Here is a 15,124-nt window from a genome sequence, read left to right on the forward strand (position 1 = left end):
TGGAGAAACCATGTCCGAGTACTCCGAGCACGAGGTCCAGCGCGAAGTCACCGAGCTGGAGTCCAAGTCCGCGACCGCGGCCCGCATCTTCGACCTGCGCCGCATCATCGGCGGACTGTTCGTGATCTACGGCGTCATCGTCATGATCGCGGGCTTCACGGCCTCCGACGCCGAGATCGCCAAGGCCCAGGGCGTCAACATCAACCTGTGGACGGGCCTGGGCATGCTGCTGCTCGGCCTGTTCTTCCTGCTCTGGCTCATGCTGCGCCCGGCGGCCCCGCCGCTGACGCCAAAGGAGAAGTCCGAGTGACACGGGCGGGCGGCCGGGGCCCCTCGGGACCCCGGCCGCGGCGCCCTTGCCGCCACCTGAGGGGCTCGCCCTACTGAGGAGTCCCCGAGCCCGTCCGCGGCGAGGCGATGGGCGGCCGAGGGCCCGCACGGTCCAGCAGGCCGGTGCGCGCCGCGAGGGCCGCCGCCTCCAGCCGGGAGCCGACGCCCAGTTTCATCAGGACCCGCTGCACATGGGTGCGGGCCGTGGAGGGGGCTATGCCCATGCCGGCCGCGATCAGCCGGGTGTCCTCGCCGTCCGCGACCCGCACCAGGACCTCCACCTCGCGCGGGGTGAGCATCTGGAGCAGACGCTGCCCCTCGTCGTCCGGCTGCGCCGCCGGGTTGAGCAACTCGCTGAACGCTCCCTGCAACAGCTGCGGCGCCACCGCCGCCTCACCCGCCCGCGCCTTCATGATCGCCCGCTCGACGCCCTCGATCCGCTCGTCGTGGCGTACGTAGCCCGCGGCGCCGGCGGCGAAGGCCGCCGCGATGCCCCGCGGGTTCGGCACCGGCCCGAGGACCAGCACCGCCACCTGCGGACGCTCCCGCTTGATGCGCACCACCGGGTCGAAGACCCCGGGCTCGGCGGGTGTCGCCGTGCCCAGCAGGCACACCTCGGGTGCCCTGGCGATCACCAGTTCCGCCGCGCCCGCGGCGGGCGCCGCCGCGGCGAGCACCCGGTGCCCCCGCAGTTTCAGCGCCGAGGCCAGTGCCTCGGCAAGCAGCCGGTGGTCGTCGACCACCATGAGCCGCACTCCCATCGAGCAACCCCCCAGTCCCCCCCATGGATGCCCACTATGGATGCCCACTGGCCCGCACGGACAGAGGTCCCCCGGCGCACCCCCCGCCCTCCATGCCCCCGGAAGCTACACGCTTGTTCGACGTTGCGCTTCCCTTACCGGTGAGAAGCGCCCCGGATTGCCGAAATCCCGCCCATTCGCGCCTGATGAGGGGTACGTGCAGGATCCCGCCCCTGAACAGGAGCGAGGCCCTCACCGAGAGCGCCCGAGCGCTCCCGCGCGCTCCCTGGTACCCGACCCGGGGGGTGTACGACGCCGGGCACCGTGTGCGCACCGCCCGCCGAACGCCTACGCGTCCTCGGCGAGTTCCAGCCAGCGCAGCTCCAGCTCCTCCCGCTCGCCGACGAGTCCCCGCAGTTCGGCGTCCAGCCCGGCCACCTTCTCGAAGTCCGTCGCGTGCTCGGCGATCTGCTCGTGGAGCCCGGCCTCCCGCTCGGAGATCTTGTCCAGCTGCCGCTCGATCCGCTGTAGTTCCTTCTTGGCGGCACGGGCGTCGGCGGCCGAGACGGCGGACTTCGCGGCCACGGGCGCCGGGGCGGCGGCCGCGGCGGCTTCCTCCATGCGGTGACGCCGCTCCAGGTACTCGTCGATGCCGCGCGGCAGCATCCGCAGCGTGGAGTCGCCGAGGAGGGCGTACACCCTGTCGGTCGTGCGCTCCACGAAGAACCGGTCGTGGGAGATCACGATCATCGAACCGGGCCAGCCGTCGAGCACGTCCTCGAGCTGGGTGAGGGTCTCGATGTCGAGGTCGTTGGTGGGCTCGTCGAGGAACAGCACGTTCGGCTCGTTCATGAGCAGCCGCAGGAGCTGAAGCCGTCGGCGCTCACCACCGGAGAGGTCCCCCACCGGCGTCCACTGCTTCTCCTTGGTGAAGCCGAAGGTCTCGCACAGCTGCCCCGCGGTCATCTCGCGCCCCTTGCCGAGGTCGACCCGCTCCCGCACCCTCTGCACGGCCTCCAGCACGCGCCAGCTGGGGTCGAGTTCGGTGACCTCCTGCGACAGATAGGCGAGCTTGACGGTCTTGCCGACGACGATCCGGCCGCCGGCGGGCTGCGTCTCCCCCTGGCTGCGGGCGGCGTCGGCCAGCGCACGCAGCAGAGAGGTCTTGCCGGCGCCGTTCACCCCGACCAGGCCGATGCGGTCGCCGGGGCCGAGCTGCCAGGTGACGTGCTTGAGCAGCACCTTGGGTCCGGCCTGAACGGTGATGTCCTCGAGGTCGAAGACGGTTCTCCCGAGCCGGGAGGAGGCGAACTTCGTCAGCTCGCTGCTGTCCCGGGGCGGCGGCACGTCCTTGATCAGCTCGTTGGCGGCCTCGACGCGGAAGCGGGGCTTGGAGGTCCGGGCGGGCGCCCCGCGCCGCAGCCAGGCCAGCTCCTTCCTGACCAGGTTCTGCCGCTTGGCCTCCTCCGTGGCGGCGATGCGCTCGCGCTCGGCACGGGCGAAGACATAGTCGGAGTAGCCGCCCTCGTACTCGTGGACCGTGCCCCGCTGCACGTCCCACATACGGGTGCACACCTGGTCGAGGAACCACCGGTCGTGGGTGACGCACACCAGCGCGGAGCGGCGCTCGCGCAGGTGGTTCGCGAGCCAGGAGATGCCCTCGACGTCGAGGTGGTTGGTGGGCTCGTCGAGAACGATCAGGTCCTGCTCGGCGATCAGCAGCTTGGCGAGCGCGATACGGCGCCGCTCGCCGCCGGACAGGGGGCCGATGACGGTGTCGAGCCCCTTCGGGAACCCCGGCAGGTCGAGCCCGCCGAACAGACCCGTGAGCACGTCCCGGACCTTGGCGTTGCCGGCCCACTCGTGGTCGGCCATGTCCCGGATGACCTCGTGCCGGACGGTGGCGGCGGGGTCGAGGGAGTCGTGCTGGGTGAGCACGCCGAGGTGCAGCCCGCCGGAGTGGGTGACACGGCCGGAGTCGGCCTCCTCCAGCTTGGCGAGCATCCGGATCAGGGTGGTCTTGCCGTCGCCGTTGCGTCCGACGACACCGATCCGGTCGCCTTCGGACACGCCGAGCGAGACACCGTCGAGCAGGGCACGGGTGCCGTACACCTTGCTGATGTTCTCGACATTGACCAGGTTGACGGCCATTTCACTCCTGCGCACGGGGGACGGTCAGCCTTCAAGCGTAGGGCCTCCGGGGCGGGTGACGGCGCGCGAGGGCTCGTCACTCTTTGTGGTGACGTGATCCGGGAACGGCGGCTACCGTGGACGACAGGCAGCAGGAATCCCGTCCATGGGAGGAACCATGACCGCCGAGTCCACCGAGCAGTCTCGCTGGCCGATGCCGCCGATGGACGGTTACACCGTGGACGACCTGTTCACACTGCCCGATCTCCCGCCGCACACCGAGTTGATCGACGGGAGCCTGGTCTTCGTGAGTCCGCAGCGCTACTTCCACTTCACGGCGATCGATCTGCTCGTGAGTGGCTTGCGCAGCACCCTGCCGCCCGAGCTGAAGGTCGCCCGCGAGATGACCGTCGTGCTGGACAAACGCAACGGGCCCGAGCCGGACATCTCCGTGGTCAAGGCGAGCGCCAAGACGGGACCGGCGCAAACGCACTTCAACGGCACGGATGTCTTGCTGGCCGTCGAGGTCATTTCCCCGGAGTCCGAATCACGCGACCGCCACACCAAGCCCCACAAGTACGCCGCAGCGGGAATTGACCACTTCTGGCTGGTCGACATGGCCGGCTCGGACAGCCGCCCGGCCGTGCAGGTCTACGAGCTGTCCCAGACCACCCACACGTACGCCTTGACCGGAATTCACCACGATCACCTCAAAGTCGACGTGCCGTACACCATCGACATCGACCTGACCGCCATCGACACCCTCTGAGCCCCCGGGCCGCCTTCACGCGGCCCCACCCCGCCCGCGCCCCGCCCGCTCCACCAGCAGCCACCCCGCGAGAGTCATCGTCACGGCTGTGGGCGCGGTCACGTGAACGGCTATCAGCAGGGCCGTACGGCCTTCGAGGAGTCCCCCGAAGCCGACCATCGACAGGCCCAGCACCCCGAACAAGGACAGGGTGACGCCGAGCGCGGCAGCGGGTCCCGCCCAGGCGCGCGGCGCACTGGACTCCCGTACGCCCGACGGTTTTTCGAAGGTACGGAAGAGGGCCACCAGGACCGCGGTGAGTATCGCGGCGGCCGCGATCCGCAATGGTACCTGCACCAACCACGTACCCGAGCCGGGTGCCGGGAGCCGCACGCCCGCCGCCAGCAGCACCCCGTAGACGCCGAGCATCGCCGTGAGATGCCACAGGAAGGCGGTCATGGAGACGCCGCCCGCCGTGACGACCGCGCGCCACACCCGCGGGCGCCGCAGCCACCGTGTGACGGGGACACGCAGCAGCTCCACCGCCCCGACCAGCCACAGCCCGTGGCACAGCAGCGCGAGGGTGGGCGGCGCCATGTTGGAGATCTTCTCTCCGGGCATCCCGACCATGGACAGCGGATAGGGCCCGTACGCGACCAGCAGCACGGCCCCCGCGAGTCCGGCGCCGCCGAGGAGGTACGGCCGGCGGATCCTGCCGTCCGCGCGCAGGAATCCGAGCTGGTGGATCGCGAGCCAGACGAAGGCGAAGTTCAGGAACTCGACGTAGGGGACGCCCGGTCCGAAGCGGAGCACATCGACGGCCACGGCGGCCGCGACGAGCGCGCCGAACGCGCCCCATCCCCAGCGCTCGTGGAGCCGGAGCAGCGGCGGGGTGAAGGCGACCATCGCGAGATAGATCCCGACGAACCACAGCGGCTGGGCCACCAGCCGCAGCGCTATGTCGAGCAATCCACCACCGGCCCCGGCCAGTTGGAGGACGAGGGCCGCGGCGCCCCACACCCCTGTGAACACGACCGTCGGCCGCAGCAGCCGCCGCAGCCGGGCGCGCAGGAAGGCCGAGTACGCCTTGGGGGTCTGGCGCCGGGCGGAACGGCAGGACAGTGCGTGCGCGAAGCCGCCCACGTAGAAGAACACCGGCATCACCTGGAACAGCCAGGTCAGCGGCTGGAGCCGGGGCTGGAGGGCGAGCAGGTTCCCCACCTGGACATGTCCGTCCGGGTCCAGGGACACGGCCGCCATCAGCCAGTGCCCGAGCACGACGACGCCGAGCGAGCCGGCCCTCAGCAGATCGACGAACCGGTCACGGGATTCCGGGGTGGCCGCGGCCAGATCACTGGGTCTCATGCCGGTACGGTCGCGCGGCGCCCGGGTGCCGCGGCAGCGTGCTCGTACTCAACCGTCGTCTGAGTACGAGCACGGACCGGGCCGTCTCAGACGACGGTCGCCCCCGGCGCCGGCGACGACGCCACCCGCGCCGAGCGGCAGGTGCCCGAAGCCATGAGCGCCCGCGCGATCCGTGCCGCGGCGGCGGCGTCCCTCGCGAGGAACGCCGTCGTCGGTCCCGACCCCGACACCAGCCCGGTCAGCGCCCCCGCCGCGCGCCCGGCGGCCAGTGTGTCCGCCAGCTCGGGGAACAGGGACAGCGCGGCCGGCTGGAGGTCGTTGGAGACCGCGGCCGCGAGCGCGTCCGCGTCCCCCTTCGCCAGTGCGTCCAGCAGATCCTGCGAGGCGACGGGCTCGGGAATCCGTACGCCCTCGTTCAGCCGGTCGAACTCCCGGAAGACGGCCGGCGTGGACAGTCCCCGCCCGGCCGTCGCGAACACCCAGTGGAACGTCCCGCCGACCTCCAGCGCCGTGAGCTTCTCACCCCGCCCGGTGCCCAGCGCCGCCCCGCCCACCAGGCTGAACGGTACATCGCTGCCCAACTCGGCGCAGATGCCGAGGAGTTCCTCCCGGGAGGCGCCCGTTGCCCACAGCGCGTCGCACGCCACCAGCGCCCCGGCGCCGTCCGCGCTGCCGCCCGCCATACCGCCCGCGACCGGGATGTCCTTGACGATGTGCAGGTGCACATCCGGCGTGCGGCCGTACCGCTCGGCGAGCGCGAGGGCCGCGCGGGCCGCCAGGTTCGTACGGTCCAGGGGCACTTCGCCGGCGTCCGGGCCGGAGCAGGTGATGCGGGGGCCGCCGGCGGACGGGGTCACCGTGATCTCGTCGTACAGGCCGACGGCCAGGAAGACGTTGGCCAGGTCGTGGAAGCCGTCCGGGCGGGCCGCGCCCACCGCGAGCTGGACGTTGACCTTGGCGGGTACGCGTACCGTCACGCTCACTTACTCGGACTCCTCCGTGCGGAATGCGGCCCGCCGCGCAGCGGCCGTCTGATGCTGTGCCGTCCGCGGTCCCGCGGCCTCGGCGATGCGCGCGAAGTCCTCGATCGTCAGGGACTCGCCGCGCGCCTGCGGCGAGATGCCGGCGGCGACGAGTGCGGCCTCGGCCGCGGCGGCCGAACCCGCCCATCCGGCGAGCGCCGCCCGCAGTGTCTTGCGCCGCTGCGCGAACGCCGCGTCCACCACCGCGAACACCTCCGCCTTGGACGCGGTGGTCCTGACCGGCTCGGCCCGCCGGACCAGCGAGACCAGCCCGCTGTCCACGTTGGGCGCGGGCCAGAAGACATTGCGCCCGATGGCCCCGGCGCGCTTGACGTCGGCGTACCAGTTGGCCTTCACGGACGGCACCCCGTACACCTTGGAGCCGGGCGCGGCGGCCAGCCGGTCCGCGACCTCGGACTGCACCATCACCAGCGTCCGCTCGATGCTCGGGAACGTGGCGAGCATGTGCAGGAGCACGGGGACGGCGACGTTGTACGGCAGGTTCGCGACGAGCGCGGTGGGTGCGGGACCCGGCAGCTCCCGCACGTGCAGGGCGTCGGAGTGCACCAGCGCGAACCGTTCGGCGCGCGCGGGCATCCGCGCGGCGATGGTCGCGGGCAGCGCCCCCGCCAGCACGTCGTCGATCTCGACGGCGGTGACCCGCTCGGCGACCTCCAGCAGCGCCAGCGTCAGGGATCCGAGGCCGGGCCCCACCTCCACCACCACGTCGTCGGGCCGCACGTCGGCGGTGCGCACGATGCGCCGCACGGTGTTGGCGTCGATGACGAAGTTCTGGCCGCGTTGCTTGGTGGGGCGTACGCCGAGGGCCGCCGCCAGCTCACGGACGTCGGCGGGGCCCAGCAGGGCGTCGGGGGTGGGGCTGCTCACGGACCAAGGGTACGGGGCGGCGCGGGGCGCCCGTGCCCGCGCCGGCCCCGCCCGCCCCGCTCACCTGTACAGCCGTGACCCGCAGTGCGGCCAGGGGCTGGTCCCCTGGCGCACGTACAGCTTCTTCGCGCGGTAGGTCTGCTCCTCCGCCGGGGCGTCCTGCGGCCGGCCGGAGCCGCCGGTGCTGCGCCAGGTGCGCCGGTCGAACTGGTAGAGGCCCCCGTAGGTGCCGGACGGGTCCACCGCGCGCGGCTCGCCCCTGGACTCGCAGTACGCGAGCCCCTCCCAGTCGAGGTGGTCCGCGCCCGCCACAGACTGCGGGCGCGCCCTGGTGCCCACCCGGACCAGCTGGGCGGTGGGCCGCTGCACCACCTCGGCGCGGACCCGGCGCGGCCGCTGCCGGACGCCGTTGACGGAGCGCAGGGCGTAGGTCACCCGGCGGGTGCCCGGCTGTCCGGCGCGGGCCACGAGCACGGTGCCCCGGAACAGGGTCGGGTCCTTGGTGAGGCGCACGGCGAACGGGATGGGCTCCTCGCGCACCTCCCGGGAGCCCCGCACCCGCAGCACGGTCACCGTCTGCCCGTCGACCGGGAAACTGCCCGGCGACACGGAGGTCGTGTCCTCCCCGCGCAGGGTGATCCCGGCCTGTCCGAGGGCCTCCCGGACGGTCGCCGCGTTCGTGCGGAGCGTGCGCAGCCGCCCGTCCGCCATGACCGTCAGCGTGCGCTCGGTGCGGACGTCCAGCGCGAGCCCTTCGCGATGGATCCGCACGGAGCGCGAGGTCGATACGTACGCGCCCTCGGCACGCACCCCGAGCTGCTCGAGCGCGCCGTCCACCGTGTGCGCCGTCGTCCACACCACCCGCCGGTGCCCGTCGAGAGTGAGGCGCACCGGGCGTCCGTAGTGCACCACGACCTCTTCGCCGCTGGTCAGCGGTGTGCCGGGCGAGGGCGCGACGACGTCGTGGGTCCCCACCGCCACCCCCTCCTGGGCGAGCAGTTCGCCCACGTCGTCGGCGAACGTGTGCAGGATGCGGTGCCTGCCGTCCACGGTCAGCTCGACGGCCTTGTCCTTGGCGATGAACGCGGTGGTGCCTCCGGCGAGGAAGGCGACCACCAGGGCCTGCGGGAGGAGACGGCGCACGGGGTGGGTGCGCGCGGCGCCCTTCCGGCGGCGCGCCGCATGCCGGGCCTGGGTGCGGCCCCCGGTGCGCGGGGCGGCCTCCGTCTGCCGGCGCAGCAGCGGCCCCGTGGTCTGTCTGGCGCGCGCCGCGTGGACGCGCGCCTCGTATGCGGGCCGGTAGGTGTCCTGGTACATCCGGCCGTACGGTTCGTTGTCCTCGTACTCCGGTCTGGGGCCGTACTTCCCGTACGGCGGGTACTGCCGGTTGCTCACGACGACACGCTCCAGAGAAGGTCCGAAACGGGCGACCAACGTAGCGGCTGGCCGTCACTCTCCAAAGCAACGCCGTCACACGGTGTCGCGACACGCCCACGGGCGGCGGCCGCGCGTACCCCGGGAGGCCGTCGCCGGGGCGGCGGGGGTCAGTAGCCGAAGGCGCGTGCCGTGTTGTCCGCGAGGGCCGAGGCCAGCTCGTCCTCCGCGATGCCCCGCACCGCGGCCATCGCACGGACCGTGACCGGAACGAGGTACGGCGCGTTGGGCCGTCCGCGGTACGGCGCGGGCGTCAGGAAGGGCGCGTCGGTCTCCACGAGGACGAGGTTCAGGGGGGCCACGGCGAGCGCGTCGCGCAGCGGCCGAGCGTTCTTGAAGGTCACGTTGCCGGCGAACGACATGAAGTATCCGGCGCGCGCGCAGACCTCGGCCATCGCCGCGTCGCCCGAGTAGCAGTGGAAGACGGTCCGCTCGGGCGCGCCCTCCTCCTTGAGGATGCGCAGCACGTCGGCATGGGCGTCGCGGTCGTGGATGACCAGCGCCTTGCCGTGCCGCTTGGCGATCTCGATGTGCGCGCGGAAGGACCGCTCCTGCGCGGCCTTGCCCTCGGGCCCGGTGCGGAAGTAGTCGAGGCCGGTCTCGCCGACGCCCTTGACCTCCGGCAGCGCGGCGAGACGGTCGATCTCGGCGAGCGCCTCGTCCAGGGCGGCGTCCCCGCCCGGCTCACGCGCGCCCTGCCGGGACCAGCCGTCGGGGTCCCCGTGCACGATGCGCGGGGCCTCGTTCGGGTGCAGGGCCACCGCCGCGTGCACCGCGCCGTACGTCGCGGCCGTCTCGGCGGCCCAGCGCGAGCCCTGCACATCGCAGCCGACCTGGACGACCGTCGTCACGCCGACCGCCGCCGCCTTGGCGAGGCTCTCCTCGACGGTGCCGGACTGCATGTCGAGGTGGGTGTGCGAGTCGGCGACGGAGACGCCGAGGGGCTCGGGAAGCGGGGGCGGCGCGTGCTTGTCGGACGCTGGGGAAGGCATGCCCCGATCCTACGGAAGGGGCACGCCGCCCCGGAAAGGCCCGCCTGCCGGTCTCGTCCCGCCGCCCGGTTGCGGCTCGTCCCGCGCCCGGCCCCGGCTCATCCCGCTTTGCGGTGGTGGAACGGGTGGAGCAGGTCGGACAGATGCCAGTGGTGATGCTCCTTGGGCTTCGCCGGCTCCGTCCGGGGCTCGTCGAGGCCGCTGCCGACGGCCCGTGTCACCGGGCGGTGGTGCGGGTGCAGCGAGTTCTGCGCGGAGGACACCTGGCCGGGGCGCATGATGCGCACCACAGGGCTGTCGCAGTTCAGACAGGCGGGACGGCGCAGCGGCGACGGCACCACGCGGCCGCCCGCCACGTATATGACGAACTCGTTGCCGGCGCCGTCGAGGTGGTGCTCTATCTCGTACGACTGCTCCCAGCCGTGCCCGCATCGCATGCAGGCGAAGGAATAGGACTCATGGACGACGGCGGTCGCGGCACCTCGGTCGTACTGCCCGGTGACGTCACCGGCCGCTGCGCCCTGGCCGGTGCGCCCTGCGATCTCACTCATGCCAGCTCCTCTTGTCCGCTGGACAAGCGCCCCGGTGGGGCGGGCTTCCCCTGAATCCCGCGGGCCCCACGGCGGGCGAGGGACGGGTACGTCCCTGCCCCCAGTGGACGCCTCCACCAGTGCGAAGGCATCAGTGCCTGTCGAGTGTTGGAGGCGATTTGGACGTTGCTTGCCCAAGTGCCCCGGATGGGGGCGTTACGGCTTTGCCTTCCACGACAGCCCTTTGCCCGTCCATGGGGCGCCCGCTCATGGGAGATGCCCCCTGCTCAGAGGGGGTACGAGCGCCCAGGGACCGCCACCTTCGGCCGCACCCGGGCGCCGACCAGTCACCGTTCGGACCGCGCCCCGTCGGCGTTCTTCGCGGCCACCACCGCATCGAAGACCTCCCGCTTCGGCAGGCCCGCCGCCGCGGCCACCGCCGCGATCGCCTCCTTGCGGCGCTCCCCGGCCTCCTCCCGCACCCGGACGCGGCGCACCAGCTCGGCGGCGTCCAGTTCCCCGGCCGCCTGCTCGCCGGCCCCCTCCACGACGACGGTGATCTCGCCCCGGACGCCCTCGGCTGCCCACTCCGCCAGCTCACCCAGCGGACCGCGCCTGACCTCCTCGTACGTCTTGGTCAGCTCACGGCAGACGGCGGCCCTGCGCCCGGCGCCGAACACCTCGGCCATGGCGGCGAGGGTGGCCTCGAGCCGGTGCGGCGCCTCGAAGTAGACGAGGGTGCGCCGCTCGCCGGCCACCTCGCGCAGCCGCGACAGCCGCTCGCCCGCCTTGCGCGGCAGGAACCCCTCGAAGCAGAAACGGTCCACGGGCAGCCCGGACAGCGCGAGCGCGGTGAGCACGGCGGAGGGACCTGGCACGGCGGTGACCCGGACGTCCTTCTCCACGGCGGCGGCGACCAGCCGGTACCCGGGGTCGGACACCGAGGGCATCCCCGCGTCGGTGACGAGCAGCACCCGCGCCCCGCCCGCCAGCGCCTCGACCAGCTCCGGGGTGCGGGCGGACTCGTTGCCCTCGAAGTAGGACACCACGCGCCCGGCGGGCTGCACCCCCAGCGCCTGGGTGAGCCGGCGCAGCCGGCGGGTGTCCTCGGCGGCGATCACATCGGCGATGGCCAGCTCCTCGGCGAGCCGGGGCGGCGCGTCCGCGATGTCCCCGATCGGGGTGCCTGCGAGGACCAGGGTTCCGGGCGTTACTGTCACGTTTCCATCCTCGCAGGCGCCATGCACGGGACTCACACAGACGTGTTCCCTACGATGGCGCGGTGACCAGTACCGCGTCCTCCACGGACACCCGGCAGGGCCAGGCCACCGCAGACCAGCGGCCGACGTGGCAGCAGCGGCTGCGCCGTTTCGGATACGCGGCGCCTGAGAGAAGCGACGTACGCGACCGGCTGATGCCGCCGTACAGCGAGCCCAGCCCGCGCATCAGCGCGGCGCTCGGCCTGCGCGGGGAGGTCGCCGGCCGCATCACCCGCTGGTCGGCGTGGGGCGGCCCGCTGCTCGTGACGCTCATGGCCGGGCTGATGCGGTTCTGGAACCTGGGCAGTCCCAGGGCGGTGATATTCGACGAGACGTACTACGCCAAGGACGCCTGGGCGCTCGTCCACAACGGGTACGAGTCGAACTGGGCCAAGAACGCCAACGACCTGATCCTTCAGCACAACGGCCATGTGGCGATCCCCACGGACGCCGCGTACGTGGTGCATCCGCCGGTCGGCAAGTACGTCATCGGCCTCGGGGAACTGCTCTTCGGGTTCGATCCCTTCGGCTGGCGCTTCATGACGGCGCTGCTGGGCACGCTCTCGGTGCTGCTGCTGTGCCGCATCGGCCGCCGCCTGTTCCGCTCGACCTTCCTCGGCTGCCTGGCGGGCGCGCTGATGGCGGTGGACGGGCTCCAGTTCGTGATGAGCCGCACCTCGCTCCTCGACGGCGTCCTGGAGTTCTTCGTCCTCGCGGCGTTCGGCTGTCTGCTCGTCGACCGCGACCGGGCGCGCGCGAAACTGGCGGCCGCGCTCCCCGCGGACGCCGACGGCCGGGTGCGTCCCGACGTGTACGCCGCCGAGACCACCCGGCTGGGGTGGCGTCCCTGGCGCTGGGCGGCGGGCGTGCTGCTCGGCCTCGCCATCGGCACCAAGTGGAACGGCCTCTACATCCTGGCGGCCTTCTGTGTGATGGCGGTGCTGTGGGACGTGGGCGCGCGCCGGGTGGCGGGCGCCCGCCGTCCGTACGCGACGGTCCTCAAGCGCGACACCGGCATCACCTTCCTGGCGACGGTCCCGGTGGCGCTGGTCGTGTACGTGACCTCCTGGATCGGCTGGATCCTGTCCCCCGCCGACGGCTCGGGCGGCTACTTCCGCAACTGGGCGGCCACGGACGGCAAGGGCGGCACCTGGACGTTCCTGCCGGACTGGCTGCGCAGCCTGTGGCACTACGAGCACGAGGTCTACCTCTTCCACGTGGGCCTGTCGTCCCCGCACACGTACCAGTCGAACCCGTGGAGCTGGATCGTGGCGGGCCGCCCCGTCTCGTACTTCTACGAGTCCCCCGCCCCCGGCCAGTCCGGCTGCCCCTCGGACGCGGGCGAGAAGTGCGCCCGCGAGGTCCTCGCGATCGGCACCCCGATGCTGTGGTGGGCGGCCTGCTTCGCCATCCTGTACGTCCTGTGGCGCTGGGCGTTCCGCCGCGACTGGCGGGCGGGAGCGATCGCCTGCGGTATCGCGGCCGGCTATCTGCCCTGGTTCCTGTACCAGGAGCGCACGATCTTCTACTTCTACGCGGTCGTCTTCGTCCCCTTCCTGTGCCTGGCGGTGGCGATGATGATCGGCGCCCTCCTCGGCCCCCCCGGCTCGGACGAACGCCGCCGTGTCGTGGGAGCGGCGGGCGCGGGCGTCCTGGTCCTGCTGATCGCCTGGAACTTCATCTACTTCTGGCCGATCTACACGGGCACGGCCATCCCGATCGACCAGTGGCGGTCGCGGATGTGGCTGGACACCTGGGTCTAGCTGGGCGAACCTGCTGGGTGGGCGTGGCCGCTGGCCGCGCCCACCCGGTCGTTGTTGGTCGTTAGGGCGGCGGCACGCCGGCACTCGCACCCAGGCTGCAAACCACCATCGAGCGTCGTCGCCAGCGCGTCGAGAAGCCCCCACAGGCCTGTAAGCGCTGCTTCGTCCAACTGCCCTCGACGGGCGTTTGTGACTCGTGCGGTTAGTCCCACAGCGCTCGAGAGCCCTCAGGACGGCGCGACAAATGGCCGCGCCCGTGTTGGTCGTTAGGCAGTCGTACTGCGCCGGCTCCGGAGGCCCCTTGCATGTTGCGAGATTCGGCTGGTTGGAGCGTTCTGCGCCCTGCCGTAGCCAGTCTCATCCCGCAAACCCGCCGCGGGTGCCCCCGGCAGCCGCTGCCGCAGTGATCACTGGAAGGGGCAGCCGGGGTTCGGCGCATCCTCCGAGAACGGGGCGCCGTGCGGCAGGACGTAGAGCACGTCCAAGACGAGGGGCGTGTCCCCCATGTTGCGGCCGATGTGGACGTAGCCGGCTCCGGCCGGTTCCTGAATGGCGCTGCCTGTGGGGTACACGCCGTCGGAGGCGCAGGTGGAATCGAAGTGGCTGAGGGTGCCCTGCTTGACGATGCCGTACAGCGGGCCGTCGTGGTAGTGCCAGCCTGTGCTCTGCCCGGGCGGGACGGTGATCTCCCGCAGGGTGTAGTCGGTGCCGTTCACGGTGGTCTGACGGATCACGCGGGCGGTGACCCCCGGTCCCGGAGGCGTGGCCTGGGCGGTGCCGCAGACCAGGACGGTGGCAGCGGTCACCACCCCTGTTATGGCGGTACGGAGAGCGTGGCGCATGCGGGGCCTCCTGCAGGTACGAGAGCCGATACCGCCGTGAACATAAGGCCGGACAGGGGCCGTTGGGGCCGGAACCCACTCATCCGCAGCCGACCTCGGGCGGTGGCGCCCCATGAGGGAGGAAGATTGCCCCGGTCCGTCACTCCTCGCCGCTCTCCTCGGCAACCTGGTCGAGTGTGCCGCCGGTGCGGACCGAGCGGGCCCGGCGCGCGTCGGGCGTACCGTGCCCGCTCGCCCGTCCGCTGTCCTTCTTCGGCAAGGCCCAGGTTCCGGACCTCCGCCGGAAGACCTGGTCCTTCGCCGTGACGTGGGGCGGGTGGGCACAGACGGATTTTGGCCGCTCGACGTGGCCCCGACCACAGGTAAACGCCCTGGCCGGGGCCCTACCGGGCTGGATCACGCAGACTTCATCCACTTCTGGCCGTTCTACTCTCTTGCACCACCTGAACGCGCCCCTCGCCGAAGGCTGCCGCCTGCGCGGAGTCCTGCCCGCCCCCGGCGCCGTACGGATCGCCATCCATGCCGGAGACGACGAGACCGGCATGACGTTCCTCCACGAAACCCCCAACGACACGGTGGCTCCCGCCTACCTCCCTGGCATCCTGCGCACCGTCCTGGCCGGAACCCGGATCCACGGCAGCAGCGACGTCAGCGATGCCATGGGGATGACGCTCATCCGGCTACGCCCGGAGGAGATCACCTGGGACCCGGAGCCCGAACAGGGCCAGGCGCTCACCGTCCTACGCGCCCTGACCGACCCCGGCGACGACGAGAACCCCTTCCTGATCGGGTTCCTGATGCACGGCAACAGCCTGCTGCGCCTGTATGTGCGGCGTCCCGGCCGCTCAGGCGTCATCGGCGCCGACATCCGCCTGACCGACACGCCTACCGCGCTGATCGCCTCCCTCCCCGCCCTCATCGAGGAAGACGGGCGTCACCAGCCCGCCGCGGACGACCCCCACTGCGATCCGCTGGTAGACCTGACCGACAGGCAGGGCTGTACCTCAAGGACAGCGCCGTCCAGTGTTCGCATCCCGGATCACGGCCCATCTGCTTCCGGCCCACGGGTGTAGCCACGACC

General features: G+C 72.2%; 14 protein-coding genes and 1 pseudogene. 4 read left to right on the forward strand and 11 right to left on the reverse strand.

The annotated features are described in order from the left end of the window. The first annotated feature begins 10 nt into the window (after positions 1–10). A complete protein-coding gene (locus ABZ876_RS10415) occupies positions 11–310 on the forward strand; it encodes a hypothetical protein (protein WP_361777391.1) in 300 nt (99 codons plus the stop codon). A gap of 70 nt (positions 311–380) precedes the next feature. On the opposite strand, the gene ABZ876_RS10420 is transcribed toward ABZ876_RS10415, so the two are convergent. Next, positions 381–1,091 carry a LuxR C-terminal-related transcriptional regulator gene (locus ABZ876_RS10420; RefSeq protein WP_361777394.1) on the reverse strand — a complete coding sequence of 237 codons (711 nt, stop codon included), beginning with the start codon at positions 1,089–1,091 and terminating at the stop codon, positions 381–383. Between the two features lie 327 nt (positions 1,092–1,418). Then, entirely contained in the window at positions 1,419–3,221 is a 1,803-nt protein-coding gene (locus ABZ876_RS10425; RefSeq protein ID WP_361777397.1) for an ABC-F family ATP-binding cassette domain-containing protein, read from the reverse strand. A 157-nt stretch (positions 3,222–3,378) separates the two neighbouring features. On the opposite strand from ABZ876_RS10425, the gene ABZ876_RS10430 reads away from it, so the two are divergent. Further along, positions 3,379–3,969: a Uma2 family endonuclease gene (locus tag ABZ876_RS10430; RefSeq protein ID WP_361777400.1), complete on the forward strand. Its 591-nt coding sequence runs from the start codon at positions 3,379–3,381 to the stop codon at positions 3,967–3,969. 15 nt (positions 3,970–3,984) lie between these two features. Here the strand turns inward: ABZ876_RS10430 and ABZ876_RS10435 are convergent, their stop codons facing one another. From ABZ876_RS10435 to rsmI, 7 genes are all read right to left on the reverse strand, one after another. Continuing rightward, positions 3,985–5,313: an acyltransferase gene (locus ABZ876_RS10435; RefSeq protein ID WP_361777402.1), complete on the reverse strand. Its 1,329-nt coding sequence runs from the start codon at positions 5,311–5,313 to the stop codon at positions 3,985–3,987. A gap of 86 nt (positions 5,314–5,399) precedes the next feature. Continuing rightward, positions 5,400–6,296 carry a 4-(cytidine 5'-diphospho)-2-C-methyl-D-erythritol kinase gene (locus ABZ876_RS10440; RefSeq protein ID WP_361777404.1) on the reverse strand — a complete coding sequence of 299 codons (897 nt, stop codon included), beginning with the start codon at positions 6,294–6,296 and terminating at the stop codon, positions 5,400–5,402. Further along, the gene (gene rsmA / locus ABZ876_RS10445) at positions 6,297–7,223 is read right to left on the reverse strand and encodes a 16S rRNA (adenine(1518)-N(6)/adenine(1519)-N(6))-dimethyltransferase RsmA (RefSeq protein WP_361777406.1); all 927 of its coding nucleotides are present in this window, start codon (positions 7,221–7,223) and stop codon (positions 6,297–6,299) included. A gap of 60 nt (positions 7,224–7,283) precedes the next feature. Continuing rightward, entirely contained in the window at positions 7,284–8,618 is a 1,335-nt protein-coding gene (locus tag ABZ876_RS10450) for a ubiquitin-like domain-containing protein (protein WP_361777408.1), read from the reverse strand. A 149-nt stretch (positions 8,619–8,767) separates the two neighbouring features. Next, a complete protein-coding gene (locus ABZ876_RS10455) occupies positions 8,768–9,649 on the reverse strand; it encodes a TatD family hydrolase (protein WP_361777410.1) in 882 nt (293 codons plus the stop codon). 98 nt (positions 9,650–9,747) lie between these two features. Then, positions 9,748–10,200 (reverse strand): hypothetical protein, encoded by a 453-nt coding sequence (locus tag ABZ876_RS10460; protein ID WP_361777412.1) that lies wholly within the window; start codon positions 10,198–10,200, stop codon positions 9,748–9,750. Between the two features lie 326 nt (positions 10,201–10,526). Then, positions 10,527–11,399 carry a 16S rRNA (cytidine(1402)-2'-O)-methyltransferase gene (gene rsmI / locus ABZ876_RS10465; protein ID WP_361777414.1) on the reverse strand — a complete coding sequence of 291 codons (873 nt, stop codon included), beginning with the start codon at positions 11,397–11,399 and terminating at the stop codon, positions 10,527–10,529. Positions 11,400–11,461: 62 nt separating this feature from the next. On the opposite strand from rsmI, the gene ABZ876_RS10470 reads away from it, so the two are divergent. Continuing rightward, positions 11,462–13,201 carry a phospholipid carrier-dependent glycosyltransferase gene (locus tag ABZ876_RS10470; protein ID WP_361777417.1) on the forward strand — a complete coding sequence of 580 codons (1,740 nt, stop codon included), beginning with the start codon at positions 11,462–11,464 and terminating at the stop codon, positions 13,199–13,201. A 407-nt stretch (positions 13,202–13,608) separates the two neighbouring features. Here ABZ876_RS10470 and ABZ876_RS10475 read toward each other — a convergent pair whose 3' ends face one another. Beyond that, positions 13,609–14,043: a cupin domain-containing protein gene (locus ABZ876_RS10475; RefSeq protein ID WP_361777420.1), complete on the reverse strand. Its 435-nt coding sequence runs from the start codon at positions 14,041–14,043 to the stop codon at positions 13,609–13,611. 139 nt (positions 14,044–14,182) lie between these two features. Further along, positions 14,183–14,272, reverse strand: a pseudogene (locus ABZ876_RS10480) (3'-phosphoesterase); the annotation flags it as partial. 205 nt (positions 14,273–14,477) lie between these two features. On the opposite strand from ABZ876_RS10480, the gene ABZ876_RS10485 reads away from it, so the two are divergent. Continuing rightward, positions 14,478–15,116: a hypothetical protein gene (locus ABZ876_RS10485; RefSeq protein WP_361777423.1), complete on the forward strand. Its 639-nt coding sequence runs from the start codon at positions 14,478–14,480 to the stop codon at positions 15,114–15,116. Positions 15,117–15,124 lie beyond the last annotated feature (8 nt).

The organism is Streptomyces sp. NPDC046931 (assembly GCF_040644655.1).
In the GTDB taxonomy this organism is placed as follows: Bacteria; Actinomycetota; Actinomycetes; order Streptomycetales; family Streptomycetaceae; genus Streptomyces.